Below are 17069 nucleotides of genomic sequence, written 5' to 3' on the forward strand. Positions count from 1 at the left end.
GCCTGCGAGGGCGCCCCCGCACCCGTCCCAAGTATCTCGCGGGCGACAAGGCCTACAGCTACCGGCCCGTCTTCGCCTACCTGCGCCGACGCCGGATCCGGCCGGTCATCCCACCCCGCCAGGGCGGCAACATGGGCAAGGGCTGCCCGCGACGCTTCGACCCTGATCGCTACCGCAGGCGCAATGTGATCGAGCGCTGCGTCGGATGGCTCAAAGGAGCCGCTCCATCGCGACCCGACATGAGAAGCTCGCCGTCAACTTCGGCGCCATGCTGAAGCTCGCCTTCCTGCGCCAATACCTGCGGACCCTCAGGCCGTCAGACAGGACCTAGGTGGATCAGCCGCCCGTCCGGCGTGATGGTGAACAGGCTCAGCCCGTCGTCGGCGCCCCCCACCACCACGAAGGCGCGGCCTTCGATCGTCACGGCCTCCATCACCGTGGCGGACTGGAAGCGCGTCGTGCGTTCGTCGATGACATGGTCCACCGGCACCAGCCCGCCGCCGGGCAGAATGCGCACCGTCGTCAGCGAGGAGCTGTAGGCCGAGCTGACGACCAGGAAATGCCGCCCCTCGACCTCGACCGCTGCGATGTCGCGGGGGCCGTTGAAGCCCGTGCCGCGGGTCGTGCCCACGAACTCGCCGGCATCCAGCCGCCCGTCGGGCAGCACCTTGTGCGCCGCGATGAAGTTGCCGCGGGTCGAGGCGGAGACGATCAGGTCCACGCCCCCGATCCGCAGCGGCACCAAGGCATCGATCTGGGCGTCGGTCGGCATCCGGGGCGGCGCGGTGGTCGTGCCCGCCTGCAGGATCCGCCCGTCTCCCCCTTGCCGCCACAGGGTGAAGACGGCCTGGTCGTGGCGCGCGGCATAGATCATCGCCTGCCCGCTGGCGATGGTGAAGCTGCCCGCCTGCAGCAGGTCCAGCGGCAGGGCCGCGCGTGTCAGGTCCGCATCCACTGCGCCCTGCTTGCCCTCTGGGCCAAGCTGGCGCACCCAGTCCGCGCCCCTTGCCAGCCCGGTGGTCAGAAGCGACACGCCGCCGGGGCGGTCGAGCAGGATCGCCTGCGGCTCGGCCAAATGGGTCAGCGCCTTCGGATAGTCATAGCTGGCGACCGACCGGGCCTTCTGATCGGCCGCCGCCACGCCCCAGACCGACAGCCCGCCCCCTGCATGGGTCGCGCCCACCAGCACGACGCGATCCCCCACCTGCCCCAGGGTCAGGTCCGTCAGGCTTCGGACAAAGCCCTGCGTGATCGTCGTGACATACCGGAACTCGACCATCTGCCCTGCCGATCGCTGTGGTGAAGCCAGCGGTCAGCCTGCGGCGGATCCCTTAAGAAGGGGTGAGAAAAGGGCGTCCTCGAGGCTGCTCTTTCCCTTGCATTTTACCCATCGCCGCGCCGGTAGGGGCCAAAGGCGGCAGTCTCGGCCATGTCGTCGCCGACCGCCTCGGCTTCCTGCGCGAGATAGCCCTGCAGCGCCCGACGGAACCCCGCGTCCGAGACCCAGTGGATCGAATGCGTCTCGGCCGGCATGTAGCCGCGGGCCAGCTTGTGTTCGCCCTGGGCGCCCGCCTCGACGCGGGACAGGCGGTGCTCGATCGCCCAGTCGATGGCGCGGTGATAGCAGAGTTCGAAATGCAGGAAGGGGTGGTCCTCGGTGCAGCCCCAGTAGCGGCCGTAAAGCGTCTCGCGCCCGATCAGGTTCAGCGCGCCCGCCACCGGGCGGCCGTCACGTTCCGCCAGGAACAGCAGGCAGTCGTCCCGCATCGTCTGGTGCAGCAGGTCGAAAAAGGCGCGGGTCAGGTAGGGCCGGCCCCATTTGCGCCCGCCAGTGTCCTGGTAGAAGGTCCACATCGCGTCCCAATGCTCGGGCCGCAAGTCGTCGCCGGTCAGCGCCAGGATGCGGCCGCCGAAGGCATTGGCGCGCTCGCGTTCCTTCCGCAGTGCCTTGCGCTTGCGGCTGGACAGCGCGCCCAGGAAGTCCTCATAATTGCCGTAGCCCGCGTTCTGCCAGTGATATTGCGTCGTCGTGCGGCCTAGCCAGCCCTGCGCCTCGCCCAAGGCTCGCTCGGCCTCGGTGCAGAAGGTGACATGGGCCGAGGACAGGTCCGCCCGCCCGGCGATTTGGGTCATCGCCGCCAGCAGCGCCGCCTGCACCTGCGGGTCATCCGCGATCAGGCGCGGCCCGGTTGCGGGGGTGAAGGGCACGGCGCATTGCAGCTTGGGGTAATACTGCCCGCCCGCGCGCTGCCAGGCATCCGCCCAGGCATGATCGAAGATGTATTCGCCCTGGCTGTGGGTCTTGAGATAGAGCGGCGCGACCCCCACCACCCTGTCCCCGCTGCGGGCGACCAGATGCGAAGGATGCCAGCCCGTCCCCTTGCCCACCGACTTCGACTGTTCCAGCGCCAGCAGGAAGCGGTGCGTCGTGAAGGGATCGCCCCCGGGACCGCAGGCGTCCCACGCGGCGGCGTCCAGCGCATCCACGCCGTGCAGGATCGAGACGGTCAGTTCGGCCATGGCAGGGAAGATAACCGCCTGCCGCCCGGTTTCAACGCTGCCGGCGCGCCATGAAGGCCAGCCGCTCGAACAGCGCCACGTCCTGCTCGTTCTTCAGCAGCGCGCCGTGCAACTTGGGCAGCATCTCGTTCGGCGCGCGCTTGAGATCCTCGGGCGCCAGATCCTCGGCCAGGATCAGCTTGAGCCAGTCCAGGAACTCGCTGGTCGAGGGCTTCTTCTTCAGCCCCGGCGCTTCGCGCAGTTCGAAGAACTGGATCAGCGCCTCGTCCAGCAAGCGCTGCTTCAGCCCCGGATAATGAACAGCCACGATCTGCTTCAGCGTCTCGGCGTCGGGGAAGCGGATGTAGTGGAAGAAGCAGCGGCGCAGGAAGGCGTCGGGCAGCTCCTTTTCGTTGTTCGAGGTGATGATGACGATGGGCCGGTGCCGGGCCACGACGGTCTCGCCGGTCTCGTAGACGTGGAACTCCATCCGGTCGAGTTCCTGCAGAAGGTCGTTGGGGAACTCGATGTCGGCCTTGTCGATCTCGTCGATCAGCAGGACGACCTTGGCCTCTGCCTCGAAGGCCTGCCACAGCTTTCCGCGGCGGATGTAGTTCCCGACGTCATGCACGCGCTCGTCGCCCAACTGGCTGTCGCGCAACCGGCTGACGGCGTCGTATTCGTAAAGCCCCTGCTGCGCCTTGGTGGTGGACTTCACGTTCCATTCGATGATCGGCAGGCCGAGGCTGGCCGCCACCTGCCGCGCGAGTTCGGTCTTGCCGGTCCCCGGCTCTCCCTTGACCAGCAGCGGGCGTTCCAGCGTCACGGCGGCGTTCACCGCCAGCGCCAGGTCGGGCGGGGCGACATAGCTTTCGGTCGAGCGGAACTGCATGGATCGGTCCTTCTGGCAGGCGGGCGGGCCAAGGGGACACTAGGCCGCAGGCTCCTCACGGGCAAGTTTGGCCCCCACGTCATGGAACTATTTCCTTCCCCCGGCTCATCCTTTAAGGGGGCGCCAAAGGAACGGGCACCGCCCTTCGGGCCCGCCTTCGGAGGAGCCATGAAGCGCCAGACATTCCTTCCCGAAGAATACCGTCCCGCCGAGGACGAACCTTTCATGAACGAGCGCCAGCTCGAATATTTCCGCCGCAAGCTGCTCGCCTGGAAGCAGGAGCTTCTGGAACAATCCGCCGAAACGCTGGAAGGAATGAAGGACAGCGCGCGAAACGTCCCCGACATTGCCGACCGCGCCTCCGAGGAAACCGACCGCGCCATCGAGTTGCGCACCCGCGACCGCCAGCGCAAGCTGGTCAGCAAGATCGACGCCGCCCTGCGCCGGATCGAGACGGGCGAGTTCGGCTATTGCGAGATGACGGGCGAGCCGATCAGCCTCAAGCGCCTGGACGCGCGTCCCATCGCCACGATGACGCTGGAAGCGCAGGAACGGCACGAGCGGCGCGAGCGGGTGCACCGGGACGACTGACCGCATCGCCATCCGGCCGCCTGCGCCTTACGGCTTGCCGCGGAACAGGAGGACGAGCATGGCGGATCAGGATCGCGGGGCGCTGGCGGGACGAGAGGCGGTTGTCGTCGGCGGCGGCATCGGTGGTCTGACCGCTGCCTTGGCGCTGGCCCGGCGCGGCGCCCGCGTCATCGTCCATGAACGCGCCGGCGCCTACCGCGAGGTCGGCGCGGGCATCCAGGTCAGCCCCAACGCGGGCCGCGTGCTGGATGCGCTGGGTCTGCGTGACGCCTTCCATGCCGCCTCCGTCCCTTCCCTTGGCGTCGAACTGCGCGACGCTGGAGGCGCCCTCGTCTTGGCAATGGACTTCACCCGCGCCCGTCCGCAGGCGAGCTTCCGCACTGTCCACCGGGCCCGGCTGCTGCAGGTACTGGAGGAGGCCGCGCGTGCGGCCGGCGTCGAGATCCGCCTCGATTCGCCTGTCGAGACGCTGCCCGAGGCACCGCTGCTGATCGGGGCGGACGGGCTGCACAGCCGTGTCCGCCTGGCGCTGAACGGGCCCGAGACGCCCTTCTTCACCGGCCAGACCGCCTGGCGGGCAATCATCCCGGCAGAAGACAACGCCCGCCCCGTGTCGCAGGTCTTCATGGGGCCGGGTCGGCATCTGGTCAGCTATCCGCTGGGCTTCGGCCAGCGCAACATCGTCGCGGTGATCGAGCAGAACGCTTGGACCGCTGAAAGCTGGTCACAGACGGACGACCCGCAGAACCTGCGCCGCGCCTTCGCGGGCTTCGACGGGCCGGTGCCGGGCTGGCTGGCGCAGGTGACGGAAACCGGTCTCTGGGGACTGTTCCGGCACGAGGTCGCCGCCCGCTGGCACGACGACAGCCGCGCAATCCTCGGCGATGCCGCGCACCCCACCCTACCCTTCCTGGCGCAAGGCGCCTGCATGGCGATCGAGGATGCCTGGGTGCTGGCCGCCTGCCTCGACGCCGATCCCGACCAGCCCCGCGCGCTGGCCCGCTACCAGACCCTGCGCCGTGACCGCTGTTTTCGCATCGTCGCGGCGGCCACGGCGAACGCGCGGAATTATCATCTGTCAGGGCCGAAGCGCCTCGCGGGCCACACCGCGCTCAGGCTGGCAAACCGCCTCGCCCCCCACGCGGTGTTCGAGCGCTTCGCCTGGGTCTACGACCACGACCCGACTGCCATAGGCTGACCGGCGAGGTTCTTCTTCGCCCAAATATCCCGCAGGGGATCGTCGTACACGACGATGGGCGCGCGAAGCCCCCCGGTCCGGCGTCTCCACTCAGGCGGCGGCCTTCTCGACCGCCGCGACGATGCCTTCGACGACCTCGCGCAGCACCGCCTCGTCCTCCGCTTCGGCCATGACGCGGATCAGGGGCTCGGTGCCCGACTTGCGGATCAGGACGCGGCCCGATTTCGCCAGCCGCGCCTCGGCCGCGGCGATCTCGGCGCGCACGGCCTCGGCCGACAGGGGGTCCGCCCCGGCCTTGTAGCGCACGTTCTTCAGCATCTGCGGCACGGGCGTGAACTGGCGCACGAGTTCGCTGGCCCGTCGCCCGCTGTCGGCCAAGGCCGCGAGGAACTGAAGCCCGGCGATCAGCCCGTCACCGGTGGTGGCATAGTCGGTCATCACGATATGGCCCGACTGCTCGCCACCGAGGTTGAAGCCCGCGCCCCGCATCCGCTCGACCACATAGCGGTCGCCCACGGCGGTGCGTTCCAGCCGCAGCCCTCGGCCGGTCAGGAAGCGTTCGAGCCCGAGGTTGGACATCACCGTGGCGACCAGCGCCCCGCCGCGCAGCCGGCCCGCGTCGGCCCAGCGTCCGGCCAGCAGCGCCATGATCTGGTCGCCGTCGGCCACGGCGCCGGTCTCGTCGATGATCATCACACGGTCGGCGTCGCCATCCAGGCTGATGCCCAGATGCGCGCCATGTTCCAGCACCGCCGCCGCCGCCGCCTGCGGATGGGTCGAGCCCACGCCGTCGTTGATGTTGAAACCGTCCGGGTCCACGCCCAGCGGGATCACCTCGGCGCCAAGTTCCCACAGGACCTCGGGGGCGGCGCGATAGGCGGCACCGTTGGCGCAGTCGATCACGACCTTCAGCCCGTCCAGCCGCTGCCCCTGCGGGAAGGTGGTCTTGGCATATTCGACATAGCGCCCGCGCCCGTCGTCGATCCGCTTGGCCCGGCCGATCTGGGCGGGGGCGGCCAGAGGGATCTCGGCCGACAGGATCGCCTCGATCTCCGCCTCGGCCTCGTCCGACAGCTTGAAGCCGTCGGGACCGAAGAACTTGATGCCGTTGTCCTCGGCCGGGTTGTGGCTGGCCGAGATCATGATGCCCACGTCCGCCCGCATCGACCGCGTGAGATAGCCTACGGCGGGCGTCGGCACCGGCCCCAGCAGCAGCACGTTCATGCCCGTGCTGGTCAGCCCCGCCGTCAGCGCGTTTTCCAGCATGTAGCCCGAAAGCCGCGTATCCTTGCCGATCACGACCCGGTGGCCGTTGGTGCCGTCGCCCCGGAAATAGCGGCCCGCCGCCGCGCCCAGGCGCAGCGCCATCTCGGCCGTCATCGGGTGGCTGTTGGCGCGCCCGCGCACGCCGTCGGTGCCGAAAAGCTTCCTGCTCATGCCTCTGCCCCTCTTATCGCCTGCCACAGGGCAAGCCCTTGTCTGGTTCCCGCCACGTCATGGACGCGGTGGATCTGGATGCCCTGCTGGACCGCCGCCAGCGTCACCGCAAGGCTGCCCGGATCGCGCTGCGCAGCCGTTTCCGTCCCGCCGAGCGTTCCCACGAAGCGCTTGCGCGAGGCGCCCAGCAGCACCGGCACGCCCAGGCCATGATACAGCGAAATGCGCCGCAGAATGGTGAGGTTATGTTCCAGCGTCTTGCCGAAGCCGATGCCGGGGTCGATCACGATGCGGTCACGAGGGATACCGGCGGCCTCGGCGCGCACGATCCGCTCGGCCAGCGCATCATAGACGTCCAGCAGCACGTCGCCGTAGCGCGGGTCGTCCTGCATGTTTTCCGGCAGGCCCTGGGCGTGCATCAGGCAGACCGCCGCGCCCGTGTCCGCCACCGCCGCCGCCATCCCCGGATCGAAGTCGAAGCCCGAGACATCGTTCACCATCCCCGCGCCCCCGGCCACCGCCGCCCGCGCGACCTCGGCCTTGCGGGTGTCCACCGAGACGGCGGCCTCGGCCGACAGGGCCTCGATCGCCGGACGGGTGCGGGCGATCTCGTCCGGGACGGGCACGGCCGCCGCACCGGGGCGGGTCGATTCGCCCCCGATGTCGAGGATATGCGCGCCTTCCGCGATCAGCTCGCGCCCATGCCCCAAGCCGCCATCACCGTTCCAGCGCCCGCCATCCGAGAAGCTGTCGGGGGTCACGTTGACGATGCCCATGATCCGCGGCGCGTCCAGGGACAGGCCCAGCACCGGCGGGCGGGGAGCGATCAGCGCGGCGATCACCTCGGGCGGGGCGTCGGTCACGATCCGGGGCGGGGCGCCCCGGGTCAGCAGCTCGAAGGAGGAAAAGCCCGTCCAGCCGCCGGCAAGGCGCCAGCGACCACCGGAGAGGTCGGGAATGGGTCGGAAATACTGGATGGACATGACGTGATGGTTCTCAATCAGCGACTCATGCCGCCGCGCGATCCGTGCCGCAAGGCTCAGGCGCCCAGCAGCACCGAGGGAATGCGGAAACCCGCCGCTTCGGGCGGCAACGTGGTCCCTTCAGGCAGCGCCCAATGGATGCGGTCCGCCTCCAGCCGGTCAGCCAGCCAGAGGGCCAGCGCAGCAGGATCGGCAGGCACTTCGGTATCGGCGGCCATCCGGAAAGGCGCCCAGACGACGGCGAGGCCGTTCGCGGCGGCCCAGTCGATCTCGGTCCGGCTGTCCGCCACGTCCACGCCCAGCGCCCCGGCCAGCGACCAAGCCGTCTGGTCCAGCGCCAGCAGCGCGATCCGCCGCCGGTTTCCTCCCTGCGGCAGGGGCAGGTCCGGGGCCGGGGGCACGATCACCAGCGGCCCCGGGGGCAGTGGGACCCGCCGCCCCATGACCAGCAAAGCCGGGCGCACCGCCTGCGCCGCGACCTCGATCTGCGCCGTCCGGCGCGTCAGCGTCACGCCCAATGCGCCGGGCACGCGGTCCAGCTTCTCGATCGTGACCGTCACCTCGGCCGCCTGGGGATGCGTCAGCACCTGCGCCGCGATCCGCTCGGCCAGAGTTTCCAGAAGGTCATAGCGCCGGTCGGCCAGCCCGTCGCCCACGGCCGCGACCAGCACGTCATAGCTGAGGATCTCGTCGACCTTGTCCTCGGCCCCGGTCACGGACTGGACCAGCGCGACCTCGAGGGAAAAGCGCAGGCGCTGGGTCTGGCCGCGCTCGCTCTGGAACGCGCCGATGTCGGCGGGAACGATATAGTCGCGCAGGTGGATGCGGTCGGGTCTGTCCATGGGCGCCAGTTGAAACGAAAGCGGCCCCGCCGCAAGGGCGAGGCCGCACCATCCCTGTCGGGCACGCCTCAGTTCGAGGCGATCCGCTGCCCGCCGCGACGATAGAAGACATGGGCGCCGATCCTGGTGGTGCGGGTGAACCGCTTGGACCAGGACGGCTTGACATAGGTGGTGTGGAAATAGGTGGCCCCACCGGTCAGGTTGCGCGGCGCGCCCGCCAGCGCCTCGGAGGCGATCTTCTGCGCACGGTTGAATGCCGCGCGGTCGCGCATCTTGCCGACCTTGCCCTTGTAGCTGAACTGCTTGGGCTGGTTGACGACGCCGCAGACCGACTTGGGGAAGGCCGGGTGGTCGACGCGGTTCAGGATGACCTCGGCCACGGCCCGCTGGCCCTTGACCGATTCACCCCGCGCCTCGTGATACAGCGCCTCGGTCAGGCACTTCAGCGAGGCATTTGACGTTCCGCCCGCCTTGGCCTGGATCAGCCGCTCGGGCCCGCCCGCGGCTGCACGCGGGTTCTGGGCCTGCGCTGTGGCAGGGATAGCCAGCGCGATACACACTCCGACGTGCGCCAGCCATTTCAGCAGCTTGCTCATGAAGGATCCTGTTGTTGCCATTCCTTTCGCCTCGGACCTGCCAGGATCCTCGGCGGCTGGTGACGGTCATGCGGCACCGGTTCCCTTCGGCGCTACCAAAAGAAGCGGGAAAGGCTAGAAAGGGAGGAAAATGAGCAATTTCCGGCAGGTTCCTGCCGACACCAAACGACCGCTTCGGCAAGAAACGGCGCTCAGGCGCCGTGTGACCTGTGGGAACCGAAGCTGGTTCCGGCGGCGAGGTCGCTGTCATCACGCACCGATTCAGTCAACCGGGACAGAATCGCCTCCTGCGCGGCCGCCAGCCGGGCGACCGGCACCCGGAAGGCCGAGCAGCTGACATAGTCGAGTCCCGCGCGCTGACAGAAGGCGATGGATTCAGGATTGCCCGCATGTTCGCCGCACATGGCGACGGTGATGGCCCCGTTGCGCGTCCGCGCCCGCTGGGCGCCGATCAGCACCAGCTCGCCCACCCCTTCCTGGTCGAGGATGTGGAAGGGGTCCTCGGCATAGACCCCCTGCCCCACGTAGCTGCCCATGAAGCGCGCCGCGTCGTCGCGCGACAGACCATAGGTCATCTGCGTCAGGTCGTTCGTCCCGAAGGACAGGAAGGCGCAATGTTCCGCGATGTCGCCCGCCCGCAGCGCGGCGCGGGGGGTTTCGACCATGACGCCCAGCCGATAGGTGAACTCGGCTCGCGTCTCGGCGCGGACGGCGGCGGCAATGCCCTCGATGCGGTGGCGGACCAGTTCGACCTCGCGCATGGCGCTGACCAGGGGGATCATGATCTCGGGGACCACGCCCTGCCCGCTGCGGCCGACCTCGACCGCGGCCTCGAAGATGGCGCGCGCCTGCATCTCGTAGATTTCCGGCACGGTGATGCCCAGTCGGACCCCGCGCATTCCCAGCATGGGGTTGTATTCGGTCAGCGCCTCGACCCGGCGGACCACGTCCGACAGCGGCAGGTCAAGCGATTCCGCCAGTTCCCGCATCCCCTCGCGGTCATGGGGCAGGAACTCATGCAGCGGCGGGTCGAACAGGCGGATGGTGACGGGATAGCCGTCCATGATGCGGAACAGCGTGGTGAAGTCGCCTCGCTGCATCGGCAGCAGGCGGTCCAGCGCGATGCGGCGGTCTTCGGCGCGGTCGGCGAAGATCATCTCGCGCATGGCGGGCAGGCGCTCGTCGTCGAAGAACATGTGCTCCGTGCGGCAAAGGCCGATGCCCTGCGCGCCGAAGCGGCGGGCGCATTTCGCGTCCTGCGGCGTATCGGCATTCGCCCGCACCTTCATCGTGCGCGCGGCATCGGCCCATTCGAGCAGCTGGTTGAAGCTGTCGTCCAGCGCCGGTTCCAGCATTTCTGCCGCGCCGGCCAGCACCTCGCCCGAGGTGCCGTCCACAGTGATCTCCTCGCCCTCGCGGAAGCTGCGGTTGCCGGCCTGCATGACGCGGCCCCGCAGGTCGATCGTCAGCCCCGAGGCGCCCACGATGCAGGGCAGCCCTAGCCCGCGCGCGATCACGGCGGCATGGCTGGACATGCCGCCGCGTTCCGTCAGCACCGCAACCGAGGCGTGCATCCCCCGGATGTCCTCGGGCAGCGTCTCGCGGCGCACCAGCACGCAGGATTCGCCTCGCGCGGCTGCAGCTTGGGCGGCAGCGGCGGAAAAGACGATGCGGCCGGTGGCGGCGCCGGGGCTGGCGGCCATGCCTCGGGTGATCAGGTCGCGCGGCGCGCGCGGATCGACCTGGTGGTGCAGCAGGTCTGTCAGCGCGCGGGGCTGGACGCGCATCACCGCCTGTTCCGGCGGGATGATCCCGTCACGCGCCAGCCCCACCGCGATGCGCACTGCCGCGCGCGAGGAGCGTTGCACCCGCACTGCGTCGATCAGGGACAGGCGGCCATCGGCTACCACGAACTCGATCTGCATCTCTTCCTTCAGGCGCTCGCGGGCGGCCACGCCGAAGCGGACAAGATCGGCAAAGACCTCGGGTGCGGCTTCCTCCAGCGAAGGGCCGCGCGGGTCGCGGGTCAGATAGATCGACTCGGCGTCATGGCGCTGCGCCCGGCCCTGGGTCTGGCCGCGAAAGCGCCCGGTGATGCGGGGATCGCCCGTCACGCTGTCGATGAACTGGATCGTGCCCGATCCGGTGACGCCCGGTCCCAGAGCCAGCGCCATGTCCTGCACGACCAGCCCCAGAGGCGCCTCTGCGGGCGCGCCCTTGGCCTGGCGCAGCAGACGCGCGGTCGGCCCTTCCCAGGCGCGGGCCATCGAGCGCAGCACCTCGACCAGTTGCCGTTCGGGGTCCTGCGGGAATTCCTCGTCGGTCTCGTCCTGATAGCTGCGCAGCGCCTCGGACAGGGTCGCCTCCGAGTCGCTGAACATGTCAGGGTCAAGCCGCGCGACATGGATCGCATAGGCCTGGACGAAGCCGCGATACAGCGCATCCGCCGCCTCGCCGCCCAAGGTTTCGGTCAGCTCGGCATGGCGGGCGGCGTTCATGCCCACGTTCATGACCGACCGGGGGCCGCCCCATTCGGGATCGAGGGCCGAGGGACGGACGCCCAGCAACCCGCCCGCGCTGCCGATCAGCCGCCCGAGGTCGGCGCCGGGCAGCGGCCGTCCGGCGGCAATGGCCCGCACGGCGGCGGCCGGAATGGCAAAGCTGCGGGGAACCGGCAGGTTCATGCGGATCAGCCGCTGCAGGCACTTGGCCCGCCAGCCGTGGGTGGCGGTGTCGATCCGGGCAGAAGGCGTGATCTCGACGATGGTCGTCTCGGTGGGCTGGTCCATGGCCCGGCACCCTAAGCCCGGCCCGGATCACCGGGCAAGAGCGAAGGCGGGCTGGCCGTTACGCGGCCAGGTCCACCCAGACGGGAACATGGTCGCTGGGCTTCTCGCCCGCGCGCTGGTCGCGGTCGATGCCGGCGCCGCGCATCAGGTCGGCGGCCTGCGGCGACAGAAGCAGGTGGTCGATCCGGATGCCGTTGTCGCGTTCCCAGGACTGGCGCTGATAGTCCCAGAAGGTGAAGGGGCCGCGCGTGGCATGAGGGTCCGAGATGCGGATCGCGTCGGTCCAGCCCTGGTTGACGATCCGGCGGAAGGCCTCGCGCGATTGCGGCAGGAACAGCGCGTCGTCCACCCAGGCCTCGGGCTTGGCGGCATCGCGCGGCTCGGGGATGATGTTGTAGTCGCCCAGCATCACCACGGGCGTTTCCGTTGCCAGCAGTTCGGCCGAGCGCAGCCGCAGCCGCTCCATCCAGGCCAGCTTGTAGTCGTATTTCGGACCCGGTGCCGGATTGCCGTTCGGCAGGTACAGGCCCGCCATGGTGACGGCATGGGTGTCGCCGATCACCACGGCCTCGATCCAGCGGGCCTGCTCGTCCGTGTCGTCGCCGGGCAGCCCGCGGCGCACTTCCTCGACGGGCAGGCGGGACAGGACGGCGACGCCGTTCCAGCTTTTCTGCCCATGGGTCCAGACGCGCCAGCCCAGGTCCTCGATGACTTCCGAGGGAAAACCCTCGTCCACGGTCTTGATTTCCTGCAGCACGACGACATCGGGCTGCGCCTCGGGCAGCCAGGCCGTCAGCTGGTGCAGCCGCGCCTTGATCCCGTTGACGTTGAAACTGGCGATCTTCATGGGCGCGACCCTAGGCCGGGCGCAACGCCGGGGCAAGCGGCGCCGCAGGAACCGGCCCGCAGGCGAAAGGATTGAACATGCTGAACGACTTGAAGGTCCACGTCCATGTTTCAGCTTGAAAACTCCATCCCCGAACTGATGGGACGCGGCGCGTTCCTGTTCATCCTGTTCATGGTCCTGTTCCGGCTGCTGCCCCGCCGCACGGGCGGAGAGCTTGCGCCGATGGACCTGGTGTTCCTGCTGCTGATCACGGAAGCCGCATCGAACTCGATGGGCGATTACAACTCGCTGGCGGACGGCACGGTGATCATCCTGACCATGCTGGCGCTGAACTACATCACCAACCGCCTGTCCTTCACGCTGCCCTGGTTCGAGCGGGTGATGGAGCACAAGCCCCTGCAGATCATCCGCGACGGCCAGACGATCCCGCGCAACCTGAAAAAGGAAATGCTGACGGCCGACGAGCTGATGGGCAGCCTGCGCCTGAACGGCGTGGACGACATCGCCCAGGTCCGCAGCGCCTGGGTCGAGGGCGACGGACGGCTGAGCGTCGTCAAGAAGGAGGACAACAGCCGCGGCGAGGGCGCGCAGCGTGGCAGCAGGGCGGGCTGACCGCCCTTCTTGTCACTCGGCCACGGGCGGGGTGACGATCAGCTTGTCGATCCGCATGGCGTCCATGTCGGCGACCTCGACCGTCCAGCCCTGATGGTGGAACACGTCGCCAGCCCGTGGAATGCGGTTGATGATGGACAACACCATGCCCGCCACGGTGTTGAAATCGCCCTCGGGTACGGGAAAGCCCGTCTCGCCCGCGAACTCATCGGCGCTTTCCCCGCCCGAAACGAGCCAGGAGCCGTCGGCACGGCGCACCATGTCGGGCTCGTCGCCTTCCGCGTCGGCGAAGTCGCCGGTGATGGCCTCAAGCAGGTCCATTGCGGTGATGATGCCCTGGAAATGCCCGTATTCATCATAGACCAGCACCATGCGCGACGGCGTGGCGCGCATGACCTCGATCACAGACAGGGCGTCGGCGGCGTCCAGAACGGTGGGGGCCTCGCGCATCAGGGCGCGCAGGTCGGGCTTTTCCACGCCGATCAGGTCACGCAGGGCCACGACGCCCAAGATCTCGTCGTCCGAGCCTTCCGTCACCGGCAGGCGGGAAAAGCGGGCGCTGCGGGCCTTTTCCAGAACGACCTCGGGCGGATCGTTCACGTTGATCATCTCGACATCGCGACGGGGCGTCATCATCGCGGCGGCTGACCGGTCGGCCACGCGCATCACGCCCGCGATCATGCCGCGCTCGCCCTCCATCAGAACCCCGGCCTGCGTGGCCTCGGCGATGGTCATGCGCACTTCCTCGTCGGTGATCGCGCGGTCCGAGCTGTTGTCGATCCCGATCAGGCGCAGCACCAGCCGCGCGCCCGTGTCGAGGAACCAGACTAGCGGCGTGCCGATCCTGGCCACCATCCGCATCGACGGCGCCACCCGTGCGGCGATGCCTTCGGGATTTGACATGGCGATCTGCTTGGGCACCAGCTCGCCGATGATGACCGACAGGGCGGTGATGGCGGTCACGACCAGAAAGACGCCCAGCGATTGCGCCACGCTGTAGGGCACGCCGGCCACCACAAGGGCGGTGCCCACGCGCGCGCCCAAGGTCGCGCCGGACACGGCGCCCAGCAGCACGCCGACCAGGGTGATCCCGATCTGCACGGCCGACAGGAACTTGCCCGGATGCTCCAGCAGCTCCAGCGCCGCCTGCGCGCCGCGGTCGCCCTTTTCGGCCATGCTGGTCAGGCGCGCGGGGCGCGATGAGACAACGGCAAGCTCGGACATCGACAGCAGACCGTTCAGGATGGTCAGGCCGACGATCAGCAGGATCTCAAGGAACATGGGGTCTCAGATCGAGAAGGACGTGCCGCAGCCGCAGGATGAACTGGCGTTCGGGTTGTCGATGACGAAGCGCGCGCCGATCAGCTCGTCCGACCAGTCGATCCTGGCGCCGGCAAGGAAGGGCAGCGAGACCGGATCGACGACCACGCGCTGGCCCTCGCCTTCCAGCACCAGGTCCTCCGCCGCGGGTTCGTCCATGCGGATGTCGTACTGGAAGCCCGAGCAGCCGCCGCCCAGGACGGCCACGCGCAGCGCCGGCCCCGGTCCGCCTGCGTTGATCTCGGCCAGCCGCGCGAAGGCGCGGGGCGTGACCATCGGTGGCAGGTTCATGGGGCGTTCCCGTTTCGTTGAGGTTTCACAGACTATAGGGTCGCCGATGCACTCCCGCAAGGAACCAGCCCCGATGGTCGCCGTCCTGCCCGCCCCCTATGCCTGCCAGCCGGGCGAAAGCCGGGGTCGCCTTCACCCCGAGGAACTGTCCACCTTCCGCAGCCCCTGGCAGCGCGACCGCGACCGGATCATCCATTCCTCGGCCTTCCGGCGGCTCAAGCACAAGACGCAGGTCTTCGTGGAACATGACGGCGACGAATACCGCGGCGACTATTACCGCACCCGCCTGACCCACACGATCGAGGTGGCTCAGGTCGCCCGCACCATCTCGGCCGCGCTGGGCCTGAACACGGACCTGGCCGAGGCGGTGGCGCTGGCCCACGACCTCGGCCACCCGCCCTTTGGCCATACCGGAGAGGATGCGCTGGCCGCGCTCATGGCCCCTTATGGCGGCTTCGACCACAACGCGCAGGCGCTGCGGATCGTGACGCGGCTCGAACGTCATTACGCGGGCTTCGACGGGCTGAACCTGACATGGGAAACCCTAGAGGGCATCGCCAAGCACAACGGCCCCGTCGCCGCCCCCTACCCCTGGGCGCTGGCCGAGGTGAACGCGGCCTGGGACCTTCGCCTGTCCACCTATGCCAGCGCCGAGGCGCAGGTCGCGGCCGTCGCCGACGATGTGGCCTACAACCACCACGACCTGCATGACGGGCTGCGATCCGGCCTGTTCACCGAATCCGACCTGATGGAGCTGCCCCTGATCGGCCCCGCCTTCGCCGAGGTGGATCGCCTCCATCCGGGGCTGGAAACCATGCGCCGCCGGCACGAGGCCCTGCGCCGCATCTTCGGCACCATGGTCGAGGACGTGATCGCCGTGGCCCAAGGCCGGATCGAGGCCGCCCAGCCCGCCAGCGCCGAGGCGATCCGCGCCATGGATGGACCCATCATCCGCTTCTCGAAGCCGCTCTACCAGAGCCTCAAGGCGGTCAAGCAGTTCCTGTTCCAGCGGATGTACCGCGCGCCCTCGGTGATGGAGGAGCGCGCCCGCGTCACTGCCATCCTGAACACGATCTTCCCGATGATGCTGGACGATCCCCGCCTGATGCCCGAGGACTGGCAGGCCGAGGCGCTGGGCGCAGGCGACCGCACCGCCTGCGCGCGGGTGGTGCTGGACTACATCGCCGGGATGACCGACCGCTTCGCCATCGCCGAATGGCGGCGGCTGACGGGCGGTCGGGACTGACGGTCAGCGCAGGAAGATCAGCCCCATCCCCGTGACCGCGATCAGCGCGCCCGCCCAGCTTGCGGCCGGCGGACGCTCGCCGGTGAGCACCCACAGGACCGGCAGGATCAGCACCGGCGACAGCGCCGACAGGGTGGACACGATCCCGACCTTGCCGCCCTGCAGCGCAAACAGCAGCAGCGTCATGCCGACGACCATGGCCAGTATCCCCGAGGCCCCGATCTGCGCCGCGCCCCTGCCCGACAGCCTGCCCCTCGGCTTGGCCACCCCCAGCGGCAGCCCTGTCAGCGTGCCTAGGCACAGCACCGCCACCCCGACACGCATCAGCGAGGCCACCATCGGGTCGAGCCCCGCCGCCATCGCCGGCCGCGCGATCAGAGACCCCGAGGCCTGCCCCAATGCCGCGAAAAGCCCCAGCGCCACGCCCTGCCAGATCGGGCCATGCACCCGTTCCAGATGGCTCGACGACGCACGCCCCAGCACGCAGATCGCCACCCCTGCGGTGCAAAGGGCCACGCCTGCCGCGCCCTGCGGCGACAGCGTTTCCCCCAGCACCGCCCAACCCAGCACGGCCGCCATCGGCGCGTTCATTGCGAACAGCGCCCCCGTGCGGCGCGGACCCAGGCGGCGCAGGGCAAAGAACAGCACTGTGTCGCCCATGAAGACACCGACGAAGCCCGAGAGCGCCAGCACCGGCAGCAGCGCGGCGTCGATCCCCTTCCAGGCGCCGGACAGCAGCACCAGTCCCCCCAGCACCAGGGTGACAAAGGACTGCCGGTAAAGGTTGAAGGCGAATGGCCCCACCTCGGCCACCGGCCGCGCGGCCAGCAGTCCGGTCAGCGCCCAGCAGACCGCCGCGCCGAGTGCCGCAAGCTCGTGAATCGGCACGTTCGGCCCGTCCCCCGCTCGTTTGCGCAAGTGCTAGC

At 69.2% G+C, this 17069-nt stretch carries 16 protein-coding genes and 1 pseudogene; 5 read left to right on the top strand and 12 right to left on the bottom strand.

Annotated features, from left to right (window positions below; genetic code table 11):
* Positions 1 to 275: pseudogene (locus BLQ03_RS00005) on the top strand (IS5/IS1182 family transposase); the annotation flags it as partial.
* A 41-nt stretch (positions 276 to 316) separates the two neighbouring features.
* Here the strand turns inward: BLQ03_RS00005 and BLQ03_RS00010 are convergent.
* The 3 genes from BLQ03_RS00010 to BLQ03_RS00020 form a co-directional block, all read right to left on the bottom strand.
* Complete coding sequence (locus BLQ03_RS00010; RefSeq protein WP_090751398.1) at positions 317 to 1279, bottom strand: hypothetical protein; 963 nt, start codon at positions 1277 to 1279, stop codon at positions 317 to 319.
* A gap of 104 nt (positions 1280 to 1383) precedes the next feature.
* Positions 1384 to 2520 carry a GNAT family N-acetyltransferase gene (locus tag BLQ03_RS00015; RefSeq protein WP_090751399.1) on the bottom strand — a complete coding sequence of 379 codons (1137 nt, stop codon included), beginning with the start codon at positions 2518 to 2520 and terminating at the stop codon, positions 1384 to 1386.
* A 31-nt stretch (positions 2521 to 2551) separates the two neighbouring features.
* A complete protein-coding gene (locus BLQ03_RS00020; RefSeq protein ID WP_090751400.1) occupies positions 2552 to 3391 on the bottom strand; it encodes an AAA family ATPase in 840 nt (279 codons plus the stop codon).
* Positions 3392 to 3559: 168 nt separating this feature from the next.
* Here BLQ03_RS00020 and dksA point away from each other — a divergent pair, with 168 nt between their 5' ends.
* Both dksA and BLQ03_RS00030 read left to right on the top strand, forming a co-directional pair.
* Positions 3560 to 3982 (top strand): RNA polymerase-binding protein DksA, encoded by a 423-nt coding sequence (dksA, locus tag BLQ03_RS00025; protein ID WP_090751401.1) that lies wholly within the window; start codon positions 3560 to 3562, stop codon positions 3980 to 3982.
* A gap of 58 nt (positions 3983 to 4040) precedes the next feature.
* A complete protein-coding gene (locus BLQ03_RS00030; RefSeq protein ID WP_090751402.1) occupies positions 4041 to 5180 on the top strand; it encodes an FAD-dependent monooxygenase in 1140 nt (379 codons plus the stop codon).
* 90 nt (positions 5181 to 5270) lie between these two features.
* Here the strand turns inward: BLQ03_RS00030 and glmM are convergent, their stop codons facing one another.
* The 6 genes from glmM to xth form a co-directional block, all read right to left on the bottom strand.
* Positions 5271 to 6617 carry a phosphoglucosamine mutase gene (gene glmM, locus BLQ03_RS00035; protein ID WP_090751403.1) on the bottom strand — a complete coding sequence of 449 codons (1347 nt, stop codon included), beginning with the start codon at positions 6615 to 6617 and terminating at the stop codon, positions 5271 to 5273.
* A complete protein-coding gene (gene folP, locus BLQ03_RS00040) occupies positions 6614 to 7600 on the bottom strand; it encodes a dihydropteroate synthase (protein ID WP_090751404.1) in 987 nt (328 codons plus the stop codon). Before folP ends, glmM begins: the two co-directional genes overlap by 4 nt.
* 56 nt (positions 7601 to 7656) lie before the next feature.
* Entirely contained in the window at positions 7657 to 8442 is a 786-nt protein-coding gene (locus BLQ03_RS00045; protein WP_090751405.1) for a dihydroneopterin aldolase, read from the bottom strand.
* A 68-nt stretch (positions 8443 to 8510) separates the two neighbouring features.
* Positions 8511 to 9038 (bottom strand): cell wall hydrolase, encoded by a 528-nt coding sequence (locus BLQ03_RS00050; protein ID WP_090751406.1) that lies wholly within the window; start codon positions 9036 to 9038, stop codon positions 8511 to 8513.
* A gap of 191 nt (positions 9039 to 9229) precedes the next feature.
* Positions 9230 to 11827 (bottom strand): putative PEP-binding protein, encoded by a 2598-nt coding sequence (locus tag BLQ03_RS00055; RefSeq protein WP_090751407.1) that lies wholly within the window; start codon positions 11825 to 11827, stop codon positions 9230 to 9232.
* A gap of 58 nt (positions 11828 to 11885) precedes the next feature.
* Positions 11886 to 12674: an exodeoxyribonuclease III gene (xth, locus tag BLQ03_RS00060; protein WP_090751408.1), complete on the bottom strand. Its 789-nt coding sequence runs from the start codon at positions 12672 to 12674 to the stop codon at positions 11886 to 11888.
* 105 nt (positions 12675 to 12779) lie between these two features.
* Here xth and BLQ03_RS00065 point away from each other — a divergent pair, with 105 nt between their 5' ends.
* Positions 12780 to 13286 (top strand): DUF421 domain-containing protein, encoded by a 507-nt coding sequence (locus BLQ03_RS00065; RefSeq protein WP_090751409.1) that lies wholly within the window; start codon positions 12780 to 12782, stop codon positions 13284 to 13286.
* Between the two features lie 12 nt (positions 13287 to 13298).
* Here the strand turns inward: BLQ03_RS00065 and BLQ03_RS00070 are convergent, their stop codons facing one another.
* Both BLQ03_RS00070 and BLQ03_RS00075 read right to left on the bottom strand, forming a co-directional pair.
* Complete coding sequence (locus BLQ03_RS00070) at positions 13299 to 14567, bottom strand: hemolysin family protein (protein ID WP_090751410.1); 1269 nt, start codon at positions 14565 to 14567, stop codon at positions 13299 to 13301.
* A gap of 6 nt (positions 14568 to 14573) precedes the next feature.
* Positions 14574 to 14897 (bottom strand): HesB/IscA family protein, encoded by a 324-nt coding sequence (locus BLQ03_RS00075; RefSeq protein WP_090751411.1) that lies wholly within the window; start codon positions 14895 to 14897, stop codon positions 14574 to 14576.
* 85 nt (positions 14898 to 14982) lie between these two features.
* Here BLQ03_RS00075 and BLQ03_RS00080 point away from each other — a divergent pair, with 85 nt between their 5' ends.
* On the top strand, positions 14983 to 16143 hold the full coding sequence (locus BLQ03_RS00080; RefSeq protein ID WP_090752079.1) for a deoxyguanosinetriphosphate triphosphohydrolase: 1161 nt from the start codon (positions 14983 to 14985) through the stop codon (positions 16141 to 16143).
* 3 nt (positions 16144 to 16146) lie between these two features.
* On the opposite strand, the gene BLQ03_RS00085 is transcribed toward BLQ03_RS00080, so the two are convergent.
* Positions 16147 to 17031: a DMT family transporter gene (locus tag BLQ03_RS00085; protein ID WP_090751412.1), complete on the bottom strand. Its 885-nt coding sequence runs from the start codon at positions 17029 to 17031 to the stop codon at positions 16147 to 16149.
* Positions 17032 to 17069: the final 38 nt, after the last annotated feature.

It is taken from the genome of Paracoccus chinensis, from assembly GCF_900102885.1.
In the GTDB taxonomy this organism is placed as follows: Bacteria; Pseudomonadota; Alphaproteobacteria; order Rhodobacterales; family Rhodobacteraceae; genus Paracoccus; species Paracoccus chinensis.

Excerpts from the sequence above, each read along its gene's own strand:
- BLQ03_RS00010 (WP_090751398.1), bottom strand. The coding sequence starts at position 1,279 with ATGGTCGAGTTCCGGTATGTCACGACGATCACGCAGGGCTTTGTCCGA.
- BLQ03_RS00015 (WP_090751399.1), bottom strand. The coding sequence starts at position 2,520 with ATGGCCGAACTGACCGTCTCGATCCTGCACGGCGTGGATGCGCTGGAC.
- BLQ03_RS00020 (WP_090751400.1), bottom strand. The coding sequence starts at position 3,391 with ATGCAGTTCCGCTCGACCGAAAGCTATGTCGCCCCGCCCGACCTGGCG.
- dksA (WP_090751401.1), top strand. The coding sequence starts at position 3,560 with ATGAAGCGCCAGACATTCCTTCCCGAAGAATACCGTCCCGCCGAGGAC.
- BLQ03_RS00030 (WP_090751402.1), top strand. The coding sequence starts at position 4,041 with ATGGCGGATCAGGATCGCGGGGCGCTGGCGGGACGAGAGGCGGTTGTC.
- glmM (WP_090751403.1), bottom strand. The coding sequence starts at position 6,617 with ATGAGCAGGAAGCTTTTCGGCACCGACGGCGTGCGCGGGCGCGCCAAC.
- folP (WP_090751404.1), bottom strand. The coding sequence starts at position 7,600 with ATGTCCATCCAGTATTTCCGACCCATTCCCGACCTCTCCGGTGGTCGC.
- BLQ03_RS00045 (WP_090751405.1), bottom strand. The coding sequence starts at position 8,442 with ATGGACAGACCCGACCGCATCCACCTGCGCGACTATATCGTTCCCGCC.
- BLQ03_RS00050 (WP_090751406.1), bottom strand. The coding sequence starts at position 9,038 with ATGAGCAAGCTGCTGAAATGGCTGGCGCACGTCGGAGTGTGTATCGCG.
- BLQ03_RS00055 (WP_090751407.1), bottom strand. The coding sequence starts at position 11,827 with ATGGACCAGCCCACCGAGACGACCATCGTCGAGATCACGCCTTCTGCC.
- xth (WP_090751408.1), bottom strand. The coding sequence starts at position 12,674 with ATGAAGATCGCCAGTTTCAACGTCAACGGGATCAAGGCGCGGCTGCAC.
- BLQ03_RS00065 (WP_090751409.1), top strand. The coding sequence starts at position 12,780 with ATGTTTCAGCTTGAAAACTCCATCCCCGAACTGATGGGACGCGGCGCG.
- BLQ03_RS00070 (WP_090751410.1), bottom strand. The coding sequence starts at position 14,567 with ATGTTCCTTGAGATCCTGCTGATCGTCGGCCTGACCATCCTGAACGGT.
- BLQ03_RS00075 (WP_090751411.1), bottom strand. The coding sequence starts at position 14,897 with ATGAACCTGCCACCGATGGTCACGCCCCGCGCCTTCGCGCGGCTGGCC.